This window comes from Chitinibacter sp. S2-10 (genome assembly GCF_046530675.1).
Lineage (GTDB): Bacteria > Pseudomonadota > Gammaproteobacteria > Burkholderiales > Chitinibacteraceae > Chitinibacter.
Window position 1 is genome coordinate 2813748 of record NZ_CP172558.1, and the last position, 23841, is coordinate 2837588.

At 55.2% G+C, this 23841-nt stretch carries 23 protein-coding genes; all 23 read left to right on the plus strand.

Translation table 11 applies throughout. From position 1 onward, the window contains the following. Window positions 1–318: 318 nt before the first annotated feature. The 23 genes from ACG2XO_RS13230 to ACG2XO_RS13340 all read left to right on the plus strand — a co-directional run bounded on the left by ACG2XO_RS13230 (window position 319) and on the right by ACG2XO_RS13340 (window position 23694). Window positions 319–870 (plus strand): DJ-1 family glyoxalase III, encoded by a 552-nt coding sequence (locus ACG2XO_RS13230; protein ID WP_410498461.1) that lies wholly within the window; start codon window positions 319–321, stop codon window positions 868–870. Next, entirely contained in the window at window positions 867–1193 is a 327-nt protein-coding gene (locus tag ACG2XO_RS13235) for a cupin domain-containing protein (protein WP_410498462.1), read from the plus strand. The genes ACG2XO_RS13230 and ACG2XO_RS13235 overlap by 4 nt, the downstream gene beginning before the upstream one ends. Window positions 1194–1224: 31 nt before the next feature. Further along, on the plus strand, window positions 1225–2253 hold the full coding sequence (locus ACG2XO_RS13240; RefSeq protein WP_410498463.1) for an L-threonylcarbamoyladenylate synthase: 1029 nt from the start codon (window positions 1225–1227) through the stop codon (window positions 2251–2253). Window positions 2254–2399: 146 nt separating this feature from the next. Beyond that, the gene (locus ACG2XO_RS13245) at window positions 2400–2834 is read left to right on the plus strand and encodes a type IV pilin protein (RefSeq protein WP_410498464.1); all 435 of its coding nucleotides are present in this window, start codon (window positions 2400–2402) and stop codon (window positions 2832–2834) included. Beyond that, on the plus strand, window positions 2835–3431 hold the full coding sequence (locus ACG2XO_RS13250) for a Tfp pilus assembly protein FimT/FimU (protein ID WP_410498465.1): 597 nt from the start codon (window positions 2835–2837) through the stop codon (window positions 3429–3431). After that, window positions 3421–4368 (plus strand): PilW family protein, encoded by a 948-nt coding sequence (locus ACG2XO_RS13255; RefSeq protein ID WP_410498466.1) that lies wholly within the window; start codon window positions 3421–3423, stop codon window positions 4366–4368. The genes ACG2XO_RS13250 and ACG2XO_RS13255 overlap by 11 nt, the downstream gene beginning before the upstream one ends. A 22-nt stretch (window positions 4369–4390) precedes the next feature. Beyond that, window positions 4391–5758, plus strand: a complete 1368-nt coding sequence (locus ACG2XO_RS13260; protein WP_410498467.1) for a PilX N-terminal domain-containing pilus assembly protein — start codon at window positions 4391–4393, stop codon at window positions 5756–5758. Next, entirely contained in the window at window positions 5758–6216 is a 459-nt protein-coding gene (locus tag ACG2XO_RS13265) for a hypothetical protein (RefSeq protein ID WP_410498468.1), read from the plus strand. The genes ACG2XO_RS13260 and ACG2XO_RS13265 overlap by 1 nt, the downstream gene beginning before the upstream one ends. A 138-nt stretch (window positions 6217–6354) precedes the next feature. Beyond that, window positions 6355–8619: an Orn/Lys/Arg decarboxylase N-terminal domain-containing protein gene (locus tag ACG2XO_RS13270; RefSeq protein WP_410500264.1), complete on the plus strand. Its 2265-nt coding sequence runs from the start codon at window positions 6355–6357 to the stop codon at window positions 8617–8619. A gap of 170 nt (window positions 8620–8789) precedes the next feature. Next, complete coding sequence (locus ACG2XO_RS13275; protein WP_410498469.1) at window positions 8790–9146, plus strand: hydrogenase maturation nickel metallochaperone HypA; 357 nt, start codon at window positions 8790–8792, stop codon at window positions 9144–9146. Between the two features lie 3 nt (window positions 9147–9149). After that, window positions 9150–9707, plus strand: a complete 558-nt coding sequence (locus ACG2XO_RS13280; protein WP_410498470.1) for a HupE/UreJ family protein — start codon at window positions 9150–9152, stop codon at window positions 9705–9707. 1 nt (window position 9708) lies between these two features. Beyond that, window positions 9709–10578 carry a hydrogenase nickel incorporation protein HypB gene (gene hypB / locus ACG2XO_RS13285; protein WP_410498471.1) on the plus strand — a complete coding sequence of 290 codons (870 nt, stop codon included), beginning with the start codon at window positions 9709–9711 and terminating at the stop codon, window positions 10576–10578. Between the two features lie 14 nt (window positions 10579–10592). After that, window positions 10593–12908: a carbamoyltransferase HypF gene (gene hypF / locus ACG2XO_RS13290; protein WP_410498472.1), complete on the plus strand. Its 2316-nt coding sequence runs from the start codon at window positions 10593–10595 to the stop codon at window positions 12906–12908. An 83-nt stretch (window positions 12909–12991) separates the two neighbouring features. Then, window positions 12992–13240, plus strand: coding sequence for a HypC/HybG/HupF family hydrogenase formation chaperone (locus ACG2XO_RS13295; protein ID WP_410498473.1), 249 nt, complete (start codon window positions 12992–12994; stop codon window positions 13238–13240). After that, window positions 13237–14373, plus strand: a complete 1137-nt coding sequence (hypD, locus tag ACG2XO_RS13300; RefSeq protein WP_410498474.1) for a hydrogenase formation protein HypD — start codon at window positions 13237–13239, stop codon at window positions 14371–14373. The genes ACG2XO_RS13295 and hypD overlap by 4 nt, the downstream gene beginning before the upstream one ends. After that, window positions 14370–15416, plus strand: coding sequence for a hydrogenase expression/formation protein HypE (gene hypE / locus ACG2XO_RS13305; protein ID WP_410498475.1), 1047 nt, complete (start codon window positions 14370–14372; stop codon window positions 15414–15416). The genes hypD and hypE overlap by 4 nt, the downstream gene beginning before the upstream one ends. Window positions 15417–15720: 304 nt before the next feature. Further along, window positions 15721–17553, plus strand: coding sequence for an NAD(P)H-dependent oxidoreductase subunit E (locus ACG2XO_RS13310; protein WP_410498476.1), 1833 nt, complete (start codon window positions 15721–15723; stop codon window positions 17551–17553). Window positions 17554–17810: 257 nt separating this feature from the next. Beyond that, window positions 17811–18560, plus strand: coding sequence for a 2Fe-2S iron-sulfur cluster-binding protein (locus ACG2XO_RS13315; RefSeq protein WP_410498477.1), 750 nt, complete (start codon window positions 17811–17813; stop codon window positions 18558–18560). Then, entirely contained in the window at window positions 18557–19099 is a 543-nt protein-coding gene (locus tag ACG2XO_RS13320) for an NADP oxidoreductase (protein ID WP_410498478.1), read from the plus strand. The genes ACG2XO_RS13315 and ACG2XO_RS13320 overlap by 4 nt, the downstream gene beginning before the upstream one ends. A gap of 58 nt (window positions 19100–19157) precedes the next feature. Continuing rightward, window positions 19158–20663 carry a Ni/Fe hydrogenase subunit alpha gene (locus ACG2XO_RS13325; RefSeq protein ID WP_410498479.1) on the plus strand — a complete coding sequence of 502 codons (1506 nt, stop codon included), beginning with the start codon at window positions 19158–19160 and terminating at the stop codon, window positions 20661–20663. 105 nt (window positions 20664–20768) lie between these two features. Beyond that, on the plus strand, window positions 20769–21245 hold the full coding sequence (locus ACG2XO_RS13330; protein ID WP_410498480.1) for a hydrogenase maturation protease: 477 nt from the start codon (window positions 20769–20771) through the stop codon (window positions 21243–21245). A gap of 155 nt (window positions 21246–21400) precedes the next feature. Then, on the plus strand, window positions 21401–22414 hold the full coding sequence (locus ACG2XO_RS13335; protein ID WP_410498481.1) for an efflux RND transporter periplasmic adaptor subunit: 1014 nt from the start codon (window positions 21401–21403) through the stop codon (window positions 22412–22414). Further along, window positions 22414–23694: an ABC transporter permease gene (locus tag ACG2XO_RS13340; RefSeq protein WP_410498482.1), complete on the plus strand. Its 1281-nt coding sequence runs from the start codon at window positions 22414–22416 to the stop codon at window positions 23692–23694. The genes ACG2XO_RS13335 and ACG2XO_RS13340 overlap by 1 nt, the downstream gene beginning before the upstream one ends. Window positions 23695–23841 lie beyond the last annotated feature (147 nt).

The window sequence follows — 23841 nt, forward strand, 5'->3', positions numbered from 1 at the left end:
CTCCAGTCATCTACTCAAAAATGGCTCGCCTCTCGCGAGCCATTTTTTATCCTGATTAGGTCGCTATCTCAGCAAATCGTCGTGCCGGCGAAAGCCGGTACCCAGAGCGCAGTTCAAACCAGCGCCGCCGCTGGATTCCGGCTTTCGCCGGAATGACGAAATGAGGGTTTGCTGAAGTGGCTACCTAATCAGGTTTTTTATTGCCTAAACTTAACTCATGTAACGGCATCCTACTTTGCAAAAATACAGGCCTAGGGTATTTAACGCCAAGCAAATGCTATAAAGCTATAGCCATACATACCCCAATGGAGAAATAAAATGACCGTCCATCTTTATGTCGCCCCCGGTTTTGAAGAAGTCGAAATGATCACGATTGTTGATGTGCTGCGCCGCGCCGGGATTGAGACATTGCTCGTTTCACTCACCGCAGGAACGCAAATTCATGGCACACATGGCATCGCGGTTCACGCCGATGTGCCATTTCACCATGTTGCCGAACAAACACCTGACATGATTATCTTGCCCGGTGGCGGGCCCGGAACGCAGGCGATGCTCACCAATACCGAACTGCATGCCCGTCTGCACGCACAGGTCGCGGCAGGTAAACGCGTTGCGGCCATTTGCGCCGCGCCGATGGTGCTGGCAAAAATCGGCCTGCTAAACGAGAAACAGGCAACATGCTTTCCCGGCTGCGAAACAACGCTGATCGAAGGGGGTGCCAGAATCAGCGCATTCAATGTGGTGAGCGACGGGCTGATCACCACATCGCGCGGCCCTGCCACCGCAGCGCTGTTTGCGCTCGAGCTGGTCAGCCAGCTCAAGGATGCCGCGACTGCCACGCAAGTCGGGCGTGCGATGCTGTATCTATGAAAACGCCGCCCCTGCTGAACCTGTTGACCTCGCCACCGCCGGATAGTACGGCCGAGTGTTTTATTCCCTTGCTGAATCATCCGGCATTTAAACTCGAACACATCATTTCCAGCGCGCACGCCTCAGCTGCGGATTTCTGGTACGAGCAGGCTGAAGATGAATGGGTATTGCTGCTCAGTGGCAGCGCGCAATTGCAATTTGCAGACGAAATCATTGCGCTCACAGCGGGTGACTGCCTGCTGATTCCGGCGCAGACTCGCCACCGGGTAGCGAGCTGTTCAATCGACGCGCGTTGGCTGGCGCTGCACCACACAATGGTATAATCGTCGCCTTCCCGCTTCTTAGCTGTCCACCATGAGTCAAACCCAAGCAAGTTCAAGCCAGACCAGTTCAACGCCCCCGGATCAGAACTCGATTGATCAGGCGCTCGCGCTGCTGCGCGCTGGCGAGCTGGTCGGGATTCCGACCGAAACCGTCTACGGTCTGGCAGCTGACGCCAGCCAGCCCGAAGCCGTCGCTAAAATTTTTGCAGCCAAAGGCCGACCTGCAGACCATCCGGTCATCGTGCATATCGCCGGATCGGAACAACTGGCCGCGTGGGCGCAGAATATTCCCGACGAAGCGTATTTGCTCGCCGAGCATTTCTGGCCGGGGCCTTTGACGCTGATTCTGGAAAAACAGCCGCATGTCTCCAATGCCGTGACCGGCGGTCAGAATACGGTCGGGCTGCGCGCGCCGGCTCATCCGATTACGCAGCAATTATTGCAAGCTTTTGGCGGCGGGCTGGCAGCCCCAAGTGCCAACCAGTTCGGCCACGTCAGCCCAACTACGGCAGCGCATGTGCGCAGCGAATTTTCGCCTGAAGTATTACAACTGGTACTGGACGGCGGCGCCTGCGAAGTCGGCGTTGAATCGACCATCGTCAGTCTGGTTGGCGATACGCCCAAACTGCTGCGTCCGGGCGGCGTATCGCGTGAAGCCATCGAAAGCGTACTCGGCCATGCACTCGAACATCACACCAACAGCCATAGCGCCCAGCAGCGAGTCTCCGGCCTGCTCGACTCACACTACGCGCCGCGTACGACTTTGATTACCGGCAGTCTGGCTGCATTGCGAGCCGAAGCCGATACGCGCAGCGGACAAAAACTGGCGCTCTTGAATTACCAGACGATGATCGAGCCGCCGAGCGACTGGCCGGCAGTTCATTCACACACGATGCCGCAAAGCGCGGACAATTATGCACAAGCACTGTACGCGACCTTAAGGCAATATGATTTGGGCGGCTTTGACGCATTGTTGCTCGAACTGCCGCCGCTTGATATGCAATGGCTAGCCGTTCATGACCGGCTAGGCCGAGCAGCACACCAGAAATTGCAAGATTAGCGATATATAATAAATATCTAATATATCAACCGTTTATCTGTTTACACAAACCGCCCCGCCGCCTATCAAGCACATCACTTGCCGCTTGTAAGGTAAAACCTTAGGATGGGCGAAAAATCAGAAAATACACGAAGAGGATGAGCAAAATGAAACAGACTCAACAAGGTTTTACCCTGATCGAATTGATGATCGTCGTTGCCATCATCGGGATTTTGGCGGCGATTGCGCTGCCGTCTTATAACCAATATGTCAAGAAAAGTCGTCGTACTGACGCAACCGTTGCTATTTCAAAAATCCAGCAAGCACAGGAAAAATGGCGTGCTAATAACACCAGCTATGGTTCATTAACAAATTTAGGTATTTCCTCGGATACGGAAAATGGTTATTACACATTGTCTATCACCGGTTTTAATGGCACTGCCTGTACTGGGTCAGTGACGGGCACCAGCTATTGCGTTGTTGCCACCGCAGTCTCTGGAAAAGCGCAAGCATCAGACACCGGATGCACAACCCTGTCGGTTGGCACACTTAACGGCAACACCACTTATCTGCCTAGCACAGGCAATTGCTGGAGCAAGTAAGTGACGGTATCCAAACAAAGTGGCCTTAGCCTGATAGAGCTAATGGTCACTATCGCAGTGCTTGCCATTTTGGCCACCGTTGCTGTTCCCAGCATGATTCAGTACATCAATCGCGCCAGACTGGTCTCTGTGGCCGAAGAGTTGCAAAGGGACATTCAATTTGCCCGTAGCGAAACAATACGCAATAACAGACCAGTGCTGCTGACCGTCAAAACCGGCTCTCAGCAATGTTACGGGCTGACCGCAAAAACCAGCGCTTGCAACTGTACGCTCACCAACGCAGCCACAAACAATTATTGCGAGCTAAAGCGGCAGGACATCTCAAGCCAGATCACATTATCGAAGGGCGTCGATGTCGCGCTAAGCCTGGGCGGCACCACAGGTACCAGCGGCAATTTTAGCAGTGTGGGCTTCGACCCGATCCGGAGTATTCCTTTCGATACCAGCACTTCAGCCGTATTAAGCAATGACCAGACATTGCAGCTGGAAAACGCATCGGGCAAACAACTGCATCTGGTTCTATCAGTTACTGGTCGCGCAACTCTTTGCTCACCGAGCGGCAGCACCTTTGCGGGCGGTTACCCAAATGGATGCTAAAGCGATGCACAATAAAAAAATATCCGGCTTTACATTGATTGAGCTGATGATTTCAATGGTCATCGGCTTACTATTGCTAAGCGCTGCATTCAGCTTCTTTCTGAGCAATATGAGCTCCGTTCGCGACCTGATGGTGTACAGCAAAGTGCAGCAGGAATTGCGCATGGTGTCCGACCTGATCCAAAGGGAATTGCGACGTGCCGGTTATGCGGGCAATGGCAACAGTGCGGTGGGGACTTTATTGCTCAAGCGCCAGCAAACAGCAACTACGCACTTCGATTGCGTACTGTATTACTACAACACACCAAGCAATACTGCCAGCACCAACAGCTTCGGTTTCTTACTGGATAACAAAGGCACTTTGTGGATGAAAACCGCAGGGGCTACGTTCAATACCAGTAATGATAAAACCTGTCCAAGCAACGTCAGCACCAGCAACACGACTAATGGCACCTGGCGGCCACTGACTTCCAGCCCATCATCGAGCACGGCCACTGACGGGATTGTTAAAATTACGAGTTTCGATATTGCGATGAAACCGCCCAATACAACCGGTTCAATCAGTATGTCGGCGGCAAATAGTGGCAATATCATAACTAGGCCAAGCAGCGGTAGTGGCAGCAACTCGTTTATTACGGATGGCTTCAAGGAAGGTGATCTGGTCAGCCTGTATGGTTTTGCATCGGCCAATAATTTTGTCCAGGCCAAAATCAAAACCATCACCGATACCACCATGACGCTCGAGCAGGTCAGCAGTACCGGTGTTGCCACCGTGTTGACCAATGATGCAATGGCAGGATCCCGAACAATTGAACGGCAAGGTAACTCGCTGGAAATCACGTTTAGCGGCAGCAGCCCGAAAGATACCAATGTCAACAATACCTATACGGTCGTCGTCGATTTAACCAACATTCAGGCAATCGATGCTGCCTTCTAGCCTCAAAAAAATGAAATTAGCCATGTTTATCATTACACCCCGTCAGCGCGGTATTGCCACTCTGCTGGTCACGATTGTCATTCTGATGATCGCCACCATCATGATGGTATTCAGCAACCGCTCGGCTCTGCTCGAACAAAAAACGGCAACCAACCAGCTAAAACGCGCAATGGCATTCGATGCGGCACAGTCCGGACTGGATTTGTTTGTTGCCAAATTGTTGGATGCCAATTCAGGGGTGCCTGCCGCCTATATGACAGGTACTGCAGGAGCTTACACCGGAGTAAACACGGCTTACGGCAACGCAACTTCAGTGTTAAATAGCAAAGGCTATCTGAACAGCAGTAGCAGTGGCACTTATCATGAATTCACCAACTCCCTGTTATCGGCCAATGCCAGCGGCCAGAATTTTTCCGGTGTCACACTTACTGCGCCAACAGGCTCAAACCAGTTGCTCAGCTACTCAATTTATCTGGTCGATCTCGGTGGTGGCCGGGTACGCGTATTCAGCCGCGGCTGCGCCGATGAAGTTTGTCCCGCAAGTTCTAGCGCATTTGCCGAGGCTGTGGTCAGCGTTGACGTCAATGTCAATGGGCAATCTCGCTGTGCAGTTGAAGTCAATCAGACAGTCACCATGGTGAACAATTCCTCGGTCAACGGCTTTGCCCCATCCGGTAAATGCGGGGTTGCGATGGGTGATGCAAATGTCGTTGATGGCGGAGGTAATGGCGGAGCAGGTAAACCCACGCCGCCAAATTATGATTTGCAAAGCTGCGACAGCAATGCGACCAATTGCCCATATCCCGGTGGTGTTGGCGCACAAACCCCACAGCAAAATGGCGTCAAGGTAAACGGGGTCAATACGGCAACCGATTCATATTTCACCAATTACTTCGGTAATAATCCTGCAGCAATACAGGGAGACAGCAGTACCCGTACATTTTCCGGGAATGCAACCGGAACCAACCTTTGCGCGGAAATCGCCGCTGCCACTGCCAGTAGCCAGCGTGTACTCTGGATTACCGGGAACTTAACATTGTCCTTATCTGATAATGGCGGATGGGGGGCAGGTAGTTGTCCACAAAACTTTTATCGAGGCCCCGGATGGCAAGAATCAAGCACCAACAATCCAGTTACCGTCATTGTTGGTGGCGATTTGAATGTCTCTACGGGTATGGGAGCACTCCAGCTTTACGGCTTGTTTTTTGTCCGTGGTAACGCCAATCTCTATGGCTCAATCACTCTTGCCGGCATGTTTGCCACTGAAGGCAATTTACGCAATGAAGTTTCATTGAACGTTGAGTCCAATCAATCTTGGATCAATCAGTTTAAATTCCCGCCAGTATCCAGTTCGGGCGGCAAACTCACCCAGACCTGGAGGGACTTCTGATGTTGCGTCACTCCAATAAAAATAAATTTGCGGGCTTTTCAATTGTCGAGGTTATGATTGCCCTGATCGTTTTAAGTGGCGGCATACTGGCGCTCTCCAAATTTCAGGGTCAATTGTTCCAGTCAGCAGCACTCTCGGCAGAACGAGCCCAAGCGCAAAGTCTGGCGCAACGGGTCATCGACTATTACCGCTCGCTAAATCAAACCACTTTGAGCAGCCTGGCTACGACGTGTTCAAGCAGTTGCAATGGTTCACTGCTCTCGCCATCGACCGGCACGGCTACAGCGACCCAAATTGGCGCAGCAAGCTATACGACAACATGGCAAATCACCTCATCAACGACCAGCAGCAATACCGGTACCCAGAAGTTCATTTACCGGGTCGATGCCACAGTCAGCTGGAATAACGCCCAAGGTTCACAGACTCATCAGGCCTATGTATTGATCCTCCCCAACTAAGCAAGCAAGCGGAAAAATCCGCAACAAAAATCCATATCTTTGCCGCCAATACACGGTAAACTATGCGGAAATTCACCCAAGCCACTAATCCGGATAGGATCAGTGGCAGTTTTTTTTCAGCGTCAAGAAGGACTCACCATGCGCTTTTACTTCCCCCTCGTCATCATTGACGAAGACTTCCGCTCGGAAAATACCAGCGGTTCCGGTATCCGTGAATTGGCGGCGGCGATTGAGGCCGAGGGTACGGATGTGGTGGGCTACACCAGCTACGGTGACCTGACTTCATTTGCCCAGCAGCAAAGCCGGGCGTGTGGTTTTATCCTGTCGATTGACGACGAAGAATTTGGCGGTGGCTCGGCTGAAGAAACCAAAGACGCGCTGGAACACTTGCGTCATTTCGTCGCCGAAATCCGCCGCCGCAACCCGGATATTCCAATCTATCTGTATGGTGAAACCCGCACCGCGCGTCATATACCCAATGACGTATTGCGTGAGCTGCACGGTTTTATTCACATGCACGAAGATACCCCCGAGTTTGTTGCTCGACACATTATTCGCGAAGCCAAATCCTACCTCGATAGCCTCGCGCCACCGTTCTTCCGCGCGCTGACCAATTATGCACAAGATGGCTCGTACTCATGGCACTGCCCGGGGCACTCCGGTGGCGTGGCGTTTTTGAAATCACCTGTGGGTCAGATGTTCCACCAGTTTTTTGGCGAAAACATGCTGCGTGCCGACGTCTGTAACGCGGTAGAAGAACTCGGCCAGTTGCTCGATCACACCGGCCCGGTGGCAGCGTCTGAGCGCAATGCCGCGCGTATTTTTAATGCCGATCATTTGTATTTCGTCACCAACGGCACGTCTACATCGAACAAAATCGTTTGGAACTCGACCGTAGCGCCGGGCGACATCGTCGTCGTCGATCGCAACTGCCACAAATCAATTTTGCACGCGATCATGATGACCGGCGCAGTACCAATTTTCCTGATGCCAACGCGCAATCACTACGGCATTATCGGCCCGATTCCGCGCTCTGAATTCGAGCCGGAATCAATCCGCCAGAAAATGTTGGCCAATCCGTTCTGCCGCGAAAAGCTGGCCGAAAATCCGGACATCAAGCCACGTGTGTTGACGATTACGCAATCAACTTACGATGGTGTGCTGTACAACGTCGAAGAAATTAAAGGCCTCTTGGATGGTGTGATTGAAACGCTGCACTTTGACGAAGCCTGGTTGCCGCACGCGGCATTCCACGACTTCTACGGCGACTACCACGCGATTGGCGAAGACCGCCCACGTTGTAAAGACTCAATGATTTTCTCGACGCAATCGACGCATAAATTGCTCGCCGGTATTTCGCAGGCGTCGCAAATTCTCGTGCAAGATGCGACCGACAACAAGCTCGACCGCGATATTTTCAACGAAGCCTATCTGATGCACACGTCAACCAGCCCGCAGTACGCGATTATTGCGTCGTGTGACGTGGCCGCGGCGATGATGGAAGCGCCGGGCGGTACGGCACTGGTGGAAGAATCACTCGCCGAAGCGCTCGAGTTCCGCCGCGCGATGCGCAAAGTGGATGAAGAATACGGCAGCGACTGGTGGTTCAAGGTGTGGGGACCAGATGATTTGACCGATGAAGGTCTGGATCATCGTGATGCGTGGATGCTCAAAGCCGGTGAAAACTGGCATGGCTTTGGCGATATTGCCGAAGGCTTTAACCTGCTCGATCCGATCAAGGCGACGATTTTAACGCCGGGGCTGAACGTCGATGGCGACTTCACCGATCAGGGTATTCCAGCGGCGATTGTCGCGAAGTATCTGGCTGAACACGGTGTTGTGATCGAAAAAACTGGCCTGTACTCGTTCTTTATCATGTTCACGATCGGCATTACCAAAGGCCGCTGGAACACAATGGTCACGGCGCTGCAGCAGTTTAAAGACGACTACGACAAAAATGCACCGCTCTGGCGCGTATTGCCGGAATTCATCGTGCAATTCCCGCAATACGAGCGCATCGGCTTGCGCGATTTGTGCCAGCAGATCCACGGCATTTATCGCGAAAACAATGTGGCCAAACTGACGACCGAAATGTATTTGTCAGGCATCGTACCGGCGATGAAGCCGTCAAAAGCGTTCGCCAAGATGGCGCACAAGGAAATCGAACGCGTCGCGCTCGACGAACTCGAAGGCCGCATTACCGCCGTGATGTTGACCCCTTACCCACCTGGCATTCCGCTGTTGGTACCGGGCGAAGTGTTTAACAAAACCATCGTTGACTACCTGAAATTTGTTCGCGCGTTTAACGGCAAATTCCCGGGCTTTGAGACGTATACACATGGTCTGGTGGCCGAGAAAACCGACACCGGCACGCGATATTTTGTCGATTGCGTCAAGGTTTAAACCGTCATTAATCGCCAAGCCCCGCACTCGCGGGGCTTTTTTTCGCCTGCAATCTCCCGAGCAAAATTGACGCGTCAAAGTCTGATTTAACGCAATAAAGTCGCAAATCACTTTCACAAGCAGGCAAAAACCCATCCATAGTGTTTGGATATTTATCCCGAAATATCCTTATGCACGAAGCCGCTTTAGCCCAGCAGGTTTTGCAGATTACCGAACAGCACGCACAGCAACTGGTGCGTGTCGATTTGATTCGCTTGCGAATTGGTGAGCTGGCCAGCATCGATTGCGATGCTTTGCGTTTTGCCCTTGAGTGCGCGCTGTCGCAAGCAGGATCAACCGCCCGGCTGGAAATCGAAACCGAAGCAGCCATGGGTCGCTGCAATCAATGCCATACCGAATATGCAATGCAAACGCTGTACGACCCCTGCCCCGCGTGTGGCAGCTTTCGCCATACGATGATCGCCGGTACCAGCATGGTCGTCGCAGCGATTGAAGGTTTGCAAAACAGCTCGCCGATCCCGGAGTAAACGATGAAATTTTCCCGCCTGATTCCATTCTGCTTTCCCGCGCTTGCCTACGCTCACCCGCAAGGCCATGCGTTTGGTCTATTAAGCGGTTTTGCCCATCCTTGGCTGGGTACAGATCATTGGCTAGCGATGCTGGCGGTGGGGATGCTGGCGGCCAGCCAGTCGGGTATCAAACTGCAAACTGGCTTGATTGCAACATTTTTGGCTAGTTTGGTCATAGGGGTATATAGCCCTATCTCAATAATACCGTTATCTTCAATCGAATACTTGATAGCAGTATCTGTTGGCGTTTTAGGCATAGCCCTCGCATCTTGCCGCCACTTGCCGCCCATTTCGCTTATCGCATTAATTGGCGTGTCCGGGCTGCTGCACGGCACGGCGCATGGCGTGGAAATTTCGGCCAATAGCACAATGTCGTCATTTATCATCGGTATGGTATTAGCATCGGCATTACTGCATCTGGGCGGATTTGGCCTGCTTAAATCCAGCCTGCCCAAAATCCGCATCATCAGCGCCAGCGTGCTCGCCGCCAGCAGCGCCATTTTGTTGTGGGGGCTCTGATATGTGTACGACTTGCGGCTGCGGTGGCTTCAATACCCATGGACATTCAATCGTCGGACTGCGTAGACCGGCCTCCAAATCCAGCGCTAAATCCATTACTCAATCCATCACTCAACCTCTTTCCCAGCCCGTTACCCAGCCCGTTACCCAGCCAGCCCAACCCCGGAAATCGGCCATCATTGACGTCGAAACCGCCATTCTGGCGGCCAATAACAGCGAAGCGAATGCATTGCGGCAACAATTTATTGCCGCAAAAACGCTGGTTCTCAATCTGGTATCCAGCCCCGGATCGGGCAAAACCAGCCTGCTCGTTGCGACCATAGCGGCTTTAAAGCAGCAGATCCCGCTGGCAGTGATCGAAGGCGATCAGCAAACCAGCCTAGACGCCGAACGAATCGCAGCAAGCGGCGCACCAGCGATCCAGATCAATACCGGCAAAGGCTGTCATCTGGACGCACGGATGATACGCGAAGCACTGGATAAATTGCCGCTGCCGCAGCAGGGGCTGCTGCTGATCGAAAACGTCGGCAATCTGGTCTGCCCTGCAGCCTTTGATCTGGGCGAAGCGGCCAAAGTGGCCGTTTTATCGGTGACCGAAGGCGAAGACAAACCACTCAAATACCCCGATATGTTTCAGGCTGCGCGGCTGATGCTGCTCAATAAATGCGATCTGCTTCCGCATCTGGACTTTGATCTGGCCAAAGCCATCGACTACGCCAGGTGCGTTAATCCTGACATCGAAATCATTCAAGTTTCGGCCAAAACCGGTGTCGGCATTGATCAATGGCTGGCGTGGATAGCCCGCGAACAGCAAGCAATCAATCGCCAAGCGGCAAAGCCACGCTATCGCACCATTCCAACAACGGCTTAAGAGAGACCAGTTTAATGCAACGCATCCGCATCACCGTGCAGGGCATCGTTCAAGGCGTCGGGTTTCGTCCCTACGTCTGGCGCGCCGCGACGCAACTGCAATTGAGCGGCTGGGTTTGCAATACCGGTGCAGGTGTTTGTATCGAGGCGCAGGGCGAAGCTGCCCGCTTGCAGCAATTCATTCAGGAGATCCGACATATCCCGGCTCCGGCGCAAATCCGTTCGCTCGATGAAAGCGAAATTCCGCTCGTTCCGGCAAGCGAACAATTTATCATTCAGGACAATCAGCCAACAGGAAAAGGTGCGAGTATTGGAGCCGATTTAGCCCCTTGCGCTGATTGCCTGCGCGACATATTTGACGCCAAAAACCGCCGTTATCATTACCCTTTTACGCATTGCACCTGCTGCGGGCCGCGTTATACCGTCACCCGGAATCTGCCATACACGCGCAGCAGCACCAGCATGGGCGATTTCGCACTCTGTCCTCAGTGCGCAGCCGAATATGCCAATCCGGCTGATCGGCGCTTCCATGCCGAAGCGATTGCCTGCCCGCATTGCGGCCCAAGGCTGGATTTGCAGCTGGCCAACGGCGCGTCGATTGCCTGCGATGTGCAACATGGCGAAATCCTGACTGGTTACGCGATTGCCGCGACGCTGGCGCTGCTCAGCCACGGTGCCATCGTCGCAATCAAAGGCGTCGGTGGATTTCATCTGTGTTGCGATGCGCGCAACGAAGCAGCCATCCAGCGGATACGCGAGAACAAACCCCGCGCGCGCAAACCGCTGGCGCTGATGACAGCGAATCTGGCTTCGCTCAGCAATGAAGTTCTCGTCAGCGCCGATGAAGCACGCTGGCTGCAAAGCCCGGAACGCCCGATTGTGCTGCTGCAGCGCGCAGCCAGCAGCACCCTGCCCGAATCATTGGCACCGGGGCTGAACACGCTGGGCGTGATGCTGCCTTATACGCCAATGCACTACCTGCTGTTTAATGCCGCCGCCGAACATCCCGATGCGGCGAACTGCTTCGATCAAGCGCAAAAACTGATGCTGGTGATGACCAGCGCCAACCCATCCGGCGCGCCGGTTTGCATTGACGACGCTCAAGCGCGAGAGCAGCTTGCACATCTGGCCGATGCCTTTTTAATCAATAACCGGCCTATCGTCGCGCGTAACGATGATTCGGTGCTGCGCGTCCGCAGCGACGGCAGCGCCTGCTTTCTGCGCCGTGCCCGTGGTTACGCGCCCTTGCCTTTGTCATTCCCACCGCAACCATTCAGCACGCTCGCGCTCGGCGCCGAGCTGAAAAGCACCCTCTGTCTAAGTACCAACGGTCTTGCCCATCTGTCTACGCACATCGGCGATCTGGACGATACCCGAAGTTGCCGCGTACTAGCCGAGCTGGCGCAATCGTATCCGGAAAAACTAGGCATCGCTCCGCAAAGAATCACCTGCGATCTGCATCCGGACCTGTTTAGCACCTTACTCGCCGATCAGCTGGACGAAGCTTTGCAAGCCCCACTGATTCAAGTTCAGCACCATCATGCGCATATCGCCGCCGTACTGGCCGAACATGGCTTTGACGGCGAGGTACTGGGGCTGGCGCTCGACGGTTATGGCTATGGCAACGACGGCACCAGCTGGGGTGGCGAGCTGTTGATCGTCAACCGCACCCACTGCGAACGAGCCGGGCATCTGGCGACACTGTTGCTGCCCGGCGGCGATCTGGCCAGCCGCGAACCGTGGCGGATGGCCACTGCCGTGCTGACCCGGTTGGGGCGTCAGTCGGAAATTACCACGCGTTTTGCCGAACAGCCTGCGGCCAAACTGCTGACGCAGTTGCAGCTCGACTCCGGTGCGCCATATACCCGAACCAGCAGTCTCGGGCGCTGGATTGATGCGGCCTCCGGTTTGCTCGGTGTCTGTCTGCAGCAGGATTACGAAGCCGAAGCCGCGCAAAGGCTCGAAAGCCTTGCCGTCCCTTGCGCAGCCATGCCGGAAGGCTGGCTGATTGATGAAAACAATGTCCTCGATTTTCTGCCGCTATTTGCACGTCTGGCCGATGAAAGTAATGCAGTTGATGGCGCCAGCCTGCTGCACGCGACGTTGGTGGCGGGTTTATCCGAATGGCTGATTCGCACTGCACAACAACGCCAGATCAATACCGTTGCTTTTGGCGGCGGCTGCTGGGCGAACCGCTGGCTTGACGAAGGAATTAGCCAGCGCGCACAAGCTGCGGGGCTGACCGTATTAAGACCGGGGGTATTGCCACCGGGAGATGGTGCAATAAGCGTTGGACAGGCATGGGTGGCAGGGTATACGAACGGGATTTAAAAGTGCTGCGCATCCCGTGATTGCATATCGGGCGCTCGCTACTTTTAAAACTAACTCGATAACAAAAATGCAGAGGAATCAATATGTGTCTAGCCCTGCCCGCACGCGTGATCAGTCTCTCGGATGACGGCTTTGGTATTGCCGAGCTCGGCGGTGTGCAAAAGCGCATTTCGCTTGCCCTGCTCGATGAAATTGCCGTCGGCGATTACGTGATCCTGCACGTCGGCTATGCGTTGGCGCGGCTCGATGAAAGCGAGGCGCTGGCCACGTTGAAACTCTTTGCCGAATTAGCCGAATCACAGGAAAACGAGCTTCTCAAGGCGGCACTATGAAATACGTCGACGAATTTCGTGATGGCGAGCTGGCGCGTGCGCTGGCGCAGGCCATTGATCAGGCCGCACAGCCTGACCGCCATTACCGGTTGATGGAGTTTTGCGGCGGACATACGCATGCGCTGGCGCGTTATGGCGTGCTCGATTTATTGCCCGCCAATGTCGAAATGATCCACGGCCCGGGCTGCCCGGTTTGCGTGCTGCCGATTGGCCGGATCGACGAAGCCATTGCGCTGGCACTGGATCAAAAAGTCATTCTGGCCAGCTACGGCGATGTATTGCGCGTACCGGCGTCAAATCAACAATCACTGATCAGGGCACGCGCGCAAGGCGCCGACATCCGCATGGTGTATTCGGTTGACGATGCCCTCGATCTGGCGCGGCAAAACCCGCAACGCGAAGTCGTTTTTCTCGCCATCGGTTTTGAAACGACGACACCGCCAACGGCAGTCGCCATCCTGCAGGCCGCCCGCGAGCGGCTCGCCAACTTTAGCGTGCTGTGTTACCACGTCCTGACTCCGGCTGCGATGCACGCCATTTTGGCCAGTGGCGAAGTTGCGATTGATGGCTTTGTCGGCCCGGCGCACGTCTCGACCGTGATCGGCAGCCAGCCTTACGACGTTTTTGCCAGCCAGCACCGCAAACCCGTCGTCATCGCCGGTTTCGAGCCGCTTGATGTGATGCAGGCGATTCTGATGCTGATTGAGCAAATTAACGCGGGCGTTGCCCGGGTTGAAAACCAGTTTACCCGCGCCGTCACCCGCGAAGGCAACCGCAAGGCGCAACAGCTGGTTGCGCAGGTTTTCACTTTGCGGACTTCATTTGAATGGCGCGGACTGGGCGAGATTGCCGACAGCGCGCTGGCGATCCGTCCCGAATACGCCGCATTTGATGCCGAACTGAAATTCGGTCTGAATTACCACAGCGTCCCCGATCACAAAGCCTGCGAGTGCGGGCCGATCTTGCGCGGCGTGCTCAAACCAAAAGACTGCAAGCTGTTTGCCACCGTCTGCACCCCCGAGCATCCGCTGGGCGCTTGTATGGTCAGTTCGGAAGGCGCTTGCGCGGCGCACTTTGCCTATGGGCGGCACCTGGAGTCCGCATTGAAAGCGAAAACGGAGTCTCAACCATGATCGTCACCCGCCCCCGCTATTTGCACCGTCTCGATTTTCGCGCTGGCCGTATCGATATGCAGCACGGCGCTGGCGGACGGCTATCGCGTCAACTGGTCGACGAATTATTTGCCCCTGCTTTCGCCTCGAGCGTCAAAGGCGGCGACGATGGCGCTGTGCTTCCCGCGGCATCTGGCCGACTGGTGATGAGCACCGATGGTCATGTTGTCTCGCCGCTGTTTTTCCCCGGCGGCAATATCGGCGATCTCGCCGTCAACGGCACGGTCAACGATGTCGCGATGATGGGCGCGACGCCACTGTATCTGAGCGCGAGTTTCATCCTCGAAGAAGGTCTGCCGCTGGCCGATTTGCGTCGCATTGTTGAAGCAATGGCCACCGCCGCCAGACAGGCTGGGGTGCAGATTGTGTGCGGCGATACCAAAGTCGTCGAACGCGGTCGTTGCGACGGGGTCTACATCTCGACAACAGGCATAGGTATCTTGCCAGAGGACATATCTATCAACGGCCACAGAGCAATACATGGGGATCGTATTTTAATATCCGGCCCAATCGCTGCGCACGGCATGGCCATTATGTCGCAGCGCGAAGGATTAAGTTTCAGCGCGCCGATTTTATCCGATACGGCAGCGCTTAATGGGCTGGTCACAGCGATGCTTGCCAGCGGCTGCGAAATTCATACGCTGCGCGATCCGACACGCGGCGGCGTCGCGACGACGCTGAACGAAATCGCCGCGCAATCGCAAGTCGGCATGACGCTGATCGAAGACGCTATTCCTGTTGATCCGCTGGCCGCCAGCGCGTGCGAAATGCTCGGCATCGATCCGCTGTATGTCGCCAATGAAGGCTGCCTGCTGGTCATTTGCGCGGGCAATGACGTCGAAAAGTTGTTGACCGTGATGCGTAATCATCCGCAGGGACGATACAGCGCGATGATTGGTGAAGTCCAAGACGATCCGCTGCAATTAGTACAAATGAAAACCCGCTTCGGCGGCTGCCGCCGGGTGGACTGGCTGGCGGGGGAACCCTTACCGAGGATTTGTTAGTTCTACTGATAAACCCATGCCTTGAACCACAGAGCATGAGTATCTTCACAAATCAGCCCCCTTAAAAGTGGTTTAAGAACCACAGATCGACGGGCTACCACAGTAGTCTCCCCCTTTGTAAAAGGGGGATTAAGGGGAATTTTTGCACGGTTTGAACAAGCTAATCACTCGAATACTGCAGAAATCCCCCCTAGCCCCCCTTCAAAAAAGGGGGGAACTTGTGGCCGACGATTTGTGTAGATGATGTTGTGTTGTGGTTCAGGACTTGGGTTTCACTAAAGTTTGATGGATAGGGGGTACGGGAATGTCACCAAGCATTAACTACCAGCGCGTCAATGCCCTGCTCGACGCACACCGGCGCGACCCTTTGCAGCTGGTACAAATCCTGATCGCGCTGCAAAACGAATACGGCGGCATTGTCGCCCCGCTGCGCGATTACATTGCCAAGGCGGTTAATGTGCCGCTCGCGCAAGTTCACGGTGTGGTTGAGTTTTATCATTTCCTGTCACCCGGCATACTTGGTCAATACCGGCTGTATTTATCGGACAATATCACTGACCGGATGCTGGGTAATGAAGCACTGATGCAGCTCTTGCTCGAGCAACTGAATGTCGAGCGTGGCAAACCGCGCGCCGATGGCCGCGTATTTGTCGATTACACCTCATGCACCGGCCTGTGCGATCAGGGGCCGGCGCTGTTGATCAATGGGCGACCGATTACCCGCTTGAGCCGTGAACTGGTGATCGAGATTGCGGCCAAAATCAACGCGGCGGTCTCGATTGATAGCTGGCCATCAGGCTGGTTTCAGGTTGAAGAATCATTGCGCGTCGCAGGACCGGTGCTGACGTCACACCAGACGCCGGGGCGCGCACTGCAAGCCGCTTTCACAATGGGCGCAGACCGTTTTCTGAAAGAAATCGATCAGTCCGGCCTGCGCGGCCGCGGCGGTGCCGGGTTTCGCACTGCGCTCAAATGGCGAGTTTGCCGCGATGCACCGGGCAAAGCGCATTATGTGATTTGCAACGCCGACGAAGGTGAACCGGGCACGTTCAAAGACCGTACTTTACTGACGCGCTTTGCCGATGAAGTATTCGAAGGCATGACGCTGGGCGCATTCGTGATCGGCGCGGAAAAAGGCTTTCTGTATCTGCGCGCCGAATATACTTTCCTGTATCCGCATTTGCAGGCGATTCTGGCGCGTCGCCGCGCCGAGCACCTGCTGGGCAGCCAGATTCTCGGCCATGATTTTTCGTTCGATATCGAAATCCATCTCGGCGCTGGCGCTTACGTCGCCGGTGAAGAAAGCGCGCTGATCGAATCGCTGGAAGGCAAGCGCGCCGTACCGCGCACTCGCCCGCCTTACACCGCGACGCATGGTTATCTGAATCAGCCCAGCATTTGCAATAACGTCGAGACTTACGTCAAAACGGCACTGATCGCGACGCAGGGTGCGAGCTGGTTTCTGGAATCCGGCACACGCCATTCACCCGGAACGAAATTGCTTTCAGTCAGCGGCGATGTCGCGCGCCCCGGCATTTATGAATACCCATTCGGGGTATCAGTCCAGACCGTCCTTGATGCTTGCGGAGCGACCGATACCCAGGCAGTACAGGTCGGCGGGCCATCGGGAACGTGCATCACGCCGCTGGAATTTGGCCGCAATATCAGCTTTGAAGACCTCTCGACCGGCGGCTCGTTTATGGTCTTTAACCGCAGCCGGGATATGTTGCGCGTGGTACAGAATTTCACGCATTTTTTCGCCGGCGAATCGTGCGGTTTCTGCTCGCCATGCCGGATCGGCACGCAATTGCTGCGGCAATCAATCGACAAGATTGTGGCGGGTCACGCCAGCGCACGCGAACTTAATGACATTACCGAAACCGCCGACTGCATCAAAAAAATGAGTCATTGCGGACTGGGGCAAACCGCAGCCAATCCGCTGCTCGACACAATCAAGCGCATGCGGCCACTGTATGAAGCGCGGTTGACGACGCTCGATTTTGTCCCCGGTTTTGATCTGGACGGCGCGCTGGCGACCTCAAGGGCGCTGAGCGAGCGCGACGACCAGGGCGCGCATCTGGGGCAGATTTGCGACGAGCAGGGTTGTCTGATCAATACCGGGAAAACCGGCGAATAAGGCTTGGATCTAGTACCCACCTATGGAAAAAGATAGCGATCTACACAAATTTAATGCAGCTCGTCCCCCCCTTCGACGAAGGGGGGCTAGGGGGGATTTCTGCACTGTTTGGATGTTTTTTGATGCTGAATCTGTGCCAACCCCCCCTTAATCCCCCTTTTACAAAGGGGGAAACTAGAGTGGCTGTTCTGCGTTTTTCGGTCTTAATCCACCCGCAGATTTGTGCAGGAATTCTTCCGGGAAAAGGAGACATGTAAATGGAAAGCAATGACTTCACTTTTGTCCTCGACGGCGAAAACATCCACTTCGAGCCCGGCCAGACCATTATGGAAGCCGCCAGTCATGCCGGTGTCTATATTCCACATCTGTGCTATCACCCGGAATTCAAGCCGCGCGGCAGCTGCAAGCTGTGTACGGTCAAAATCAATGGTTACTTCGGTACGGCCTGTACGCTGCCGGTTCAACCCGGCATGCAGGTTGAAAGCGATTGCGATGAAGTCAATCTGATGCGTCGCCGTGTGGTACAGATGCTGTTTATCGAGGGCAACCACTACTGCCCGTTTTGCGAGAAAAGTGGCAACTGCCAGCTACAGGCGGTGGCCTATCACGTCGGCATGCTCGATTCGCATTTTCCGCACTTTTATCCGCTGCGTCAGATCGATGCCTCGCATCCTGACATGCTGCTCGACCGGGATCGCTGCATTCAGTGCGAGCTGTGTGTTCGCGCCAGCCGCGAAACCGATCAAAAAAACATTTTCGGTCTGGCCGGGCGCAGTACGCACACCCATCTGGTCGTCAATAGCGAGTCGGGCTTGCTCGGCGATACCGATTTCAGCATCAACGATTTTGCCGCCCACATCTGCCCGACCGGCGCGCTGATTCCGAAAACACAGGCTTTCAATATCCCGATTGGTCGGCGGATTTACGACGAGCAGGACATTGCCAAAGTCGGCCATCTGCAACCGGATGAATCGCTTCAGTCGAATCAGCAAGGAGAGGCAAAATGAGTAAACTCCGAGTCGCCACCTGTTCGCTGGCTGGCTGTTTTGGCTGCCATATGTCGTTTCTCGATATCGACGAGCGCATTGCCGAGCTGGTCGAGCTGGTCGATTTTGACCGCAGCCCGCTGACCGACATCAAATCGGTGGCCGAGGATGGCGTTGACATCGGTTTGATCGAAGGCGGTGTTTGCAACGCCGAAAACGTCCACACTCTGCGCGAATTTCGCAGCCGCTGCCGGATTCTGGTCGCCGTTGGCGCATGTGCGCTGACCGGCGGCGTACCGGCGCTGCGCAACCGCATTCCGCTTGAAGAATGCTTCGCCGAGGCGTATCTGCAAGGCGCAGGCATCGAAGCGCCGCAAGTGCCGAACGACCCCGAATTGCCGCTGCTGCTTGATCGCGTTTATCCGCTGCATGAGGTAGTTCGAATCGACCACGTCCTGCCCGGCTGCCCGCCACCGGCCGATGCATTCTGGGAATTGCTGACTGCGCTGGCGCAAGGGCGAGAGCCTGAGCTGGCTTATCCGCTAAGGCGGTTTGATTGATCAAAACGGTGGGTTACGCCTACGGCCAACTCACCCTACGGGATAAATGGAGTTCACCATGTACGAACATCTGGAAAACGCCGCCAATACCGACAATCTGAGTCGCGTCGTTATCGAGCCGGTCTCGCGCGTCGAGGGGCATGGCAAAGTGACGCTACTGCTCGATGAAAACCGCCGTGTGCAGCAAGCGCGGCTGCATATTGTCGAGTTTCGCGGTTTCGAGCGTTTTATTCAGGGACGGCCATTTCGTGAAGTGCCAACCTTGGTGCAACGCCTGTGCGGCATTTGCCCGATCAGCCATTTGCTGGCGGCGTCCAAAGCGTGCGACCCGTTTGTACTCGGCCAGCTCGCCATTACGCCGACGGCCGAAAAACTGCGCCGCCTCTTGCATCACGCTCAGGTATTGCAATCGAATGCGCTGCATTTTTTTCATCTGGCTTCGCCTGATCTGCTGTTCGGTTTTGACGATGATGTCGCGCACCGCAATGTGATCGGCGTATTGGCTGATGAAAAAGAACTCGGTCTGCGCGGGATTCGCATCAGAAAATACGGTCAGGAAGCAATCCGCATGCTGACCGGCAAACGCATTCATGGCACCGGATCGGCACCGGGCGGATTTTTAAAACCACTCACGCTCACCGAACGTGACGAGATGCTGCGCGAGATCGACACCATCATTGAATGGTGCGTCGCCAGCAATGAACTGGCGCGCGATGTATTTTTGGCCAATCAACCCGAACACCTGACTTTCGGCGCAAGCGAATCGGCGTTTATGTCGCTGGTCACGCCCGATGGCGACTGCGAAATTTACGATGGCGTACTGCGCGTCAAGGATGCCAGCGGCAAGATCATCGTCGACGGCCATGATCCGGCGCGTTATCTCGACCTGATCCGCGAAGAAGTCAAACCTTGGTCGTATATGAAATTCCCGTATCTGGCGCCTTTCGGTCACGAAGCCGGTTATTACCGCGTCGGCCCCTTGGCGCGGATTAACAACGCCGACCGGATGCCGGGCGAGCGCGCCGAAGCCGCACGGCAGGAGTTTGCCGATTTTGGCTGCGGCAAGCCGGTGCAGGCGACGCTGGCGCAGCACTGGGCGCGAATGATCGATACGCTGATGTGCGCCGAAGTGATCAGGGATTTGCTGCTTGACCCCGATATACTCGGCAGCGAGCTGATGGTGCCCGACTCGACTCCGCGTACCTTGCAGCGCGAAGGCGTCGGTGTCATCGAAGCGCCGCGCGGCACGCTAATCCATCATTACCAAATCGACGATGATGAAAACATCAGCTTTGCCAATCTGATCGTCTCGACGACGCACAATAATCGCGGCATGAACGATTCGGTTCGCGCGGTGGCCGCCGAATATTTTGATGGCCGCGACATCACCGAAGGCCTGCTCAACCGCATCGAAGTCGCGATTCGCGCCTATGACCCCTGCCTGTCGTGCGCAACGCATGCGCTCGGACAAATGCCGCTGGTGATCGAAGCGATCAACCCGGAAGGCCAGGTGGAAAGTCGTTTGATCCGGCACGATGATGGCAAGATTAGTCACTCATTTTGAACCTCAGAGACACAGAAGCGCAGAGAAAAAATCCCAAACCAAGTTCCAACTGGAACTGCTCTGTGCCTCTGAGTCTCGGTGGTGAAAGTTTTTAAAGGATTGCTTATGCCTCCCCCCATCCTCTTTTTTGGTTACGGCAACCCGGCACGCGGTGACGATGCGCTCGGCCCCATGCTGGCCGAAAAACTGTGCCGCTGGGTGAGCGAGCACGATCTGGAATCGCAGATCGAAATCCTGACCGATTTCCAGCTCAGCCCCGAACACGCTTACGATCTGGCCGGGCGCGAGCTGGTGATTTTCGCCGACGCCAGCACCAAGCTGACTGAGCCGTATCACTGGCAAACCCTCATTCCGAGCGAGCCCGTCGCCTGGGTCAGCCATGCCAGTACGCCAGCCAATCTGCTCTGGCATTGCCATACCCTACTGGGGAATATACCGAAAGCTAGCTATATACTTGCCCTGCAAGGCAATACCTTTGAATTAGGCGAAACACTGAGCGAAATTGGCCAGCAAGCGCTCAAGCTGGGCTGGCAGCAATTGCATGATTTTATTTGCCAGCACCAATCTGCCTTGATCGAATAAATGCTAAAAAAATATTGATAGGGCGAGCGACACGCCTTCGAGCTCGTTTCAATCAAACTTGGGCAAATAAAATTACGCCCATGACGCACAATCAGCCACAATGAATCAAACAGCATCTTCAGGGCAAATCAATGCGGCGTTCATGGATTTTCAGCTTGATCCTTATTACAGCACTGACGGGTTTTGGCCTCTGGTATCGCTATTCACCATTGGAAGTGGCCGTCATTGCGCCCAGCCGTGGCGCGGCGATTGACGCCATTTATGCGACTGGTGTAATCGAACCCAGTGTTCTGCTGCCGATTGCACCGCGGGTCAACGGCCATATCAGCAGAATCAATGTCGTCGAAGGTCAAAGCGTTCGCAAAGGCGATTTGCTGATTCAGCTTGAAGCACTCGATGCCGCGCGCACCGTCGATGAACAGGCCGCCCGCGCCCGCTATGCCGAACAGCAGCAGCGCCGTACTGCGTCCTTGGTGGCACAGGGGTTTTATTCCGGCGCCGAGCTCGATCGCGTCACAGCCGAAGCCAATGCCACGCAAGCCGCGCTGCGCCGTGCCAAGGCATTACAAAACTTCACCACGCTACACGCTCCCGCCGACGGCATCATTTTGCGCCGCGACGCCGAGACAGGTCAGTTTGTGAACTCAGGACAGGTGCTGCTGACGATGTCGTGCTGCGCGCCACTGCGCGTCAGCGCCGAAGTCGATGAAGAAGACATCCCACAAGTCACAATCGGCCAGCAAGTTGTATTGCGAATTCCGGCATTTCCGCAACGCGTCATCGACGGCCACGTTGATGCGATCACGCCCAAGGGCGACCCGGTCTCGCGCAGCTACCGCGTGCGGATTGCGCTGGCTGATTCCGCAACCAAAGATTTGCGAGTCGGCATGACGGCCGAAGCCAATCTGATCGTGCAACAGAAAAACAATGCACTGCTGATCCCCAGCTACACGGTACAAGACGGCAAGGTCTGGCTGATCGACAATGGCCGGTTTAGGCAAGTGGCAGTCAAACTCGGCATTGTCGGTGCAGGCAAAAGCGAAGTGCTGGCCGGATTGCCAGCCGACGCCAAATTGGTCTGGCCAACACCTAAGGGTATACGGTCAGAACGCAAAGCCAGCATAGCCCCAGAAGCAATACCTGGTGCCGTATCTAAGGGCACACCGTAATGCGTCCACGATTTGGGCAATTTTTCGTCCTGCTCTCCATCGCCCGCACCCATCTGACCAGCCGCTTGCGCGCAACGCTGGTGTCTTTGGGCGGCGTGGTGCTCGGTGTGGCGTTTTTTCTGGCCGTTTCGGCGCTGATGCAAGGCTCGGAAAAAGACTTTATCAAACGGCTGATCGACAGCAGTCCGCATATCACGATTTCCGATGAAAACCGCAATCCGGCGCCGCAAGCGGCTGATTTGCGCTGGCCGGATGCAGCAGTCGCCATTCGGCACGCCAAACCGCCCAACGAAACGCGCGGCATTCGAAGTTATCAGCAAAAATTGGCGTATATGCAAGCACTTGATGGCGTCAAAGTCGCGCCGGTGCTGGTCGGCTCGGCGGTGCTGCAATTTGCCGGTCGTCAGCAAGGCGTCTCGCTGTCCGGCGTCGTGCCATCGCTGATGCGTGAAGTGTCGTTTCTGCAGGACAAATTCATTGCGGGCGAGCTGGCCTCGCTCGATAGCGAACCAGGTGGCATCATTATCGGCGAAAAGCTCGCGCAAAAATTCAGCCTGCGTCTGGGTAGTACGATCAGTGTGACGGTCAGCTCAGACAATGCCAGAGAAAACAGCGCCCATTCGCTGCGTGTCGTCGGCATTTTCCGCTCTGGCAACTCGGGCTACGATGAAACCCAGACTTTTGTTCTGCTCAAACAGGCGCAAGCTTTGCTCGAGCGCCCGCAGCGAATTAACCGCTTTATTCTGCAACTGAAAGACCCGTATCAGGCACGCGAGCTGGCAGGCCAACTCGAAACTGCGCTGGGCTATAAAGCGGTATCGTGGCTGGAAGCATCGGAAGATATTCTGAGCCTGCTGATTGTGCGTAACCTGATCATGTTCAGCGTCGTCGGCGCGATTCTGGTCGTTGCCTCGTTCGGCATTTACAACACGATTTCAACTTTCGTGATCGAGAAAACCCGCGACATTGCGATTCTGAAAGCAATGGGTTTTCACGCCAATGATGTCTTGCTGATTTTTTTGCTTGAAGGATTGATGATCGGCGTCATCGGCAGCCTGATCGGTTTGCTGTTCGGCGCTGGTTTGATGCAGGGTTTGAGCATGGTCGAAATCAAGCCGCCCGGCGCGAGCCAGCTGACCAATCTGCCGGTCTGGTGGGGTAGCCAGCAATTTATCATTGCAGCAGGCTTTGCCCTTGCTTCGTGCCTGGCTGCATCCTATTTGCCAGCACGCCGCGCCAGCCGCCTTCATCCCGTTGACGTATTGCGAGGTGCAACATGATGAAAATCTACTGCGCCGCAACAATACTGCCTCGACGTCAATACACCTTCGGCGAGTTGCTCGCTCAAACCTCGATGATCTATTCGATCTATCTTCGGCCTTCGCTGCGACTCTTGGTTGTCTTTGTGCCTCTCGCTACGGTTTTCT

Excerpts from the sequence above, each read along its gene's own strand:
- ACG2XO_RS13230 (WP_410498461.1), top strand. The coding sequence starts at position 319 with ATGACCGTCCATCTTTATGTCGCCCCCGGTTTTGAAGAAGTCGAAATG.
- ACG2XO_RS13235 (WP_410498462.1), top strand. The coding sequence starts at position 867 with ATGAAAACGCCGCCCCTGCTGAACCTGTTGACCTCGCCACCGCCGGAT.
- ACG2XO_RS13240 (WP_410498463.1), top strand. The coding sequence starts at position 1,225 with ATGAGTCAAACCCAAGCAAGTTCAAGCCAGACCAGTTCAACGCCCCCG.
- ACG2XO_RS13245 (WP_410498464.1), top strand. The coding sequence starts at position 2,400 with ATGAAACAGACTCAACAAGGTTTTACCCTGATCGAATTGATGATCGTC.
- ACG2XO_RS13255 (WP_410498466.1), top strand. The coding sequence starts at position 3,421 with ATGGATGCTAAAGCGATGCACAATAAAAAAATATCCGGCTTTACATTG.
- ACG2XO_RS13260 (WP_410498467.1), top strand. The coding sequence starts at position 4,391 with ATGTTTATCATTACACCCCGTCAGCGCGGTATTGCCACTCTGCTGGTC.
- ACG2XO_RS13265 (WP_410498468.1), top strand. The coding sequence starts at position 5,758 with ATGTTGCGTCACTCCAATAAAAATAAATTTGCGGGCTTTTCAATTGTC.
- ACG2XO_RS13270 (WP_410500264.1), top strand. The coding sequence starts at position 6,355 with ATGCGCTTTTACTTCCCCCTCGTCATCATTGACGAAGACTTCCGCTCG.
- ACG2XO_RS13275 (WP_410498469.1), top strand. The coding sequence starts at position 8,790 with ATGCACGAAGCCGCTTTAGCCCAGCAGGTTTTGCAGATTACCGAACAG.
- ACG2XO_RS13280 (WP_410498470.1), top strand. The coding sequence starts at position 9,150 with ATGAAATTTTCCCGCCTGATTCCATTCTGCTTTCCCGCGCTTGCCTAC.
- hypB (WP_410498471.1), top strand. The coding sequence starts at position 9,709 with ATGTGTACGACTTGCGGCTGCGGTGGCTTCAATACCCATGGACATTCA.
- hypF (WP_410498472.1), top strand. The coding sequence starts at position 10,593 with ATGCAACGCATCCGCATCACCGTGCAGGGCATCGTTCAAGGCGTCGGG.
- ACG2XO_RS13295 (WP_410498473.1), top strand. The coding sequence starts at position 12,992 with ATGTGTCTAGCCCTGCCCGCACGCGTGATCAGTCTCTCGGATGACGGC.
- hypD (WP_410498474.1), top strand. The coding sequence starts at position 13,237 with ATGAAATACGTCGACGAATTTCGTGATGGCGAGCTGGCGCGTGCGCTG.
- hypE (WP_410498475.1), top strand. The coding sequence starts at position 14,370 with ATGATCGTCACCCGCCCCCGCTATTTGCACCGTCTCGATTTTCGCGCT.
- ACG2XO_RS13310 (WP_410498476.1), top strand. The coding sequence starts at position 15,721 with ATGTCACCAAGCATTAACTACCAGCGCGTCAATGCCCTGCTCGACGCA.
- ACG2XO_RS13315 (WP_410498477.1), top strand. The coding sequence starts at position 17,811 with ATGGAAAGCAATGACTTCACTTTTGTCCTCGACGGCGAAAACATCCAC.
- ACG2XO_RS13320 (WP_410498478.1), top strand. The coding sequence starts at position 18,557 with ATGAGTAAACTCCGAGTCGCCACCTGTTCGCTGGCTGGCTGTTTTGGC.
- ACG2XO_RS13325 (WP_410498479.1), top strand. The coding sequence starts at position 19,158 with ATGTACGAACATCTGGAAAACGCCGCCAATACCGACAATCTGAGTCGC.
- ACG2XO_RS13330 (WP_410498480.1), top strand. The coding sequence starts at position 20,769 with ATGCCTCCCCCCATCCTCTTTTTTGGTTACGGCAACCCGGCACGCGGT.
- ACG2XO_RS13340 (WP_410498482.1), top strand. The coding sequence starts at position 22,414 with ATGCGTCCACGATTTGGGCAATTTTTCGTCCTGCTCTCCATCGCCCGC.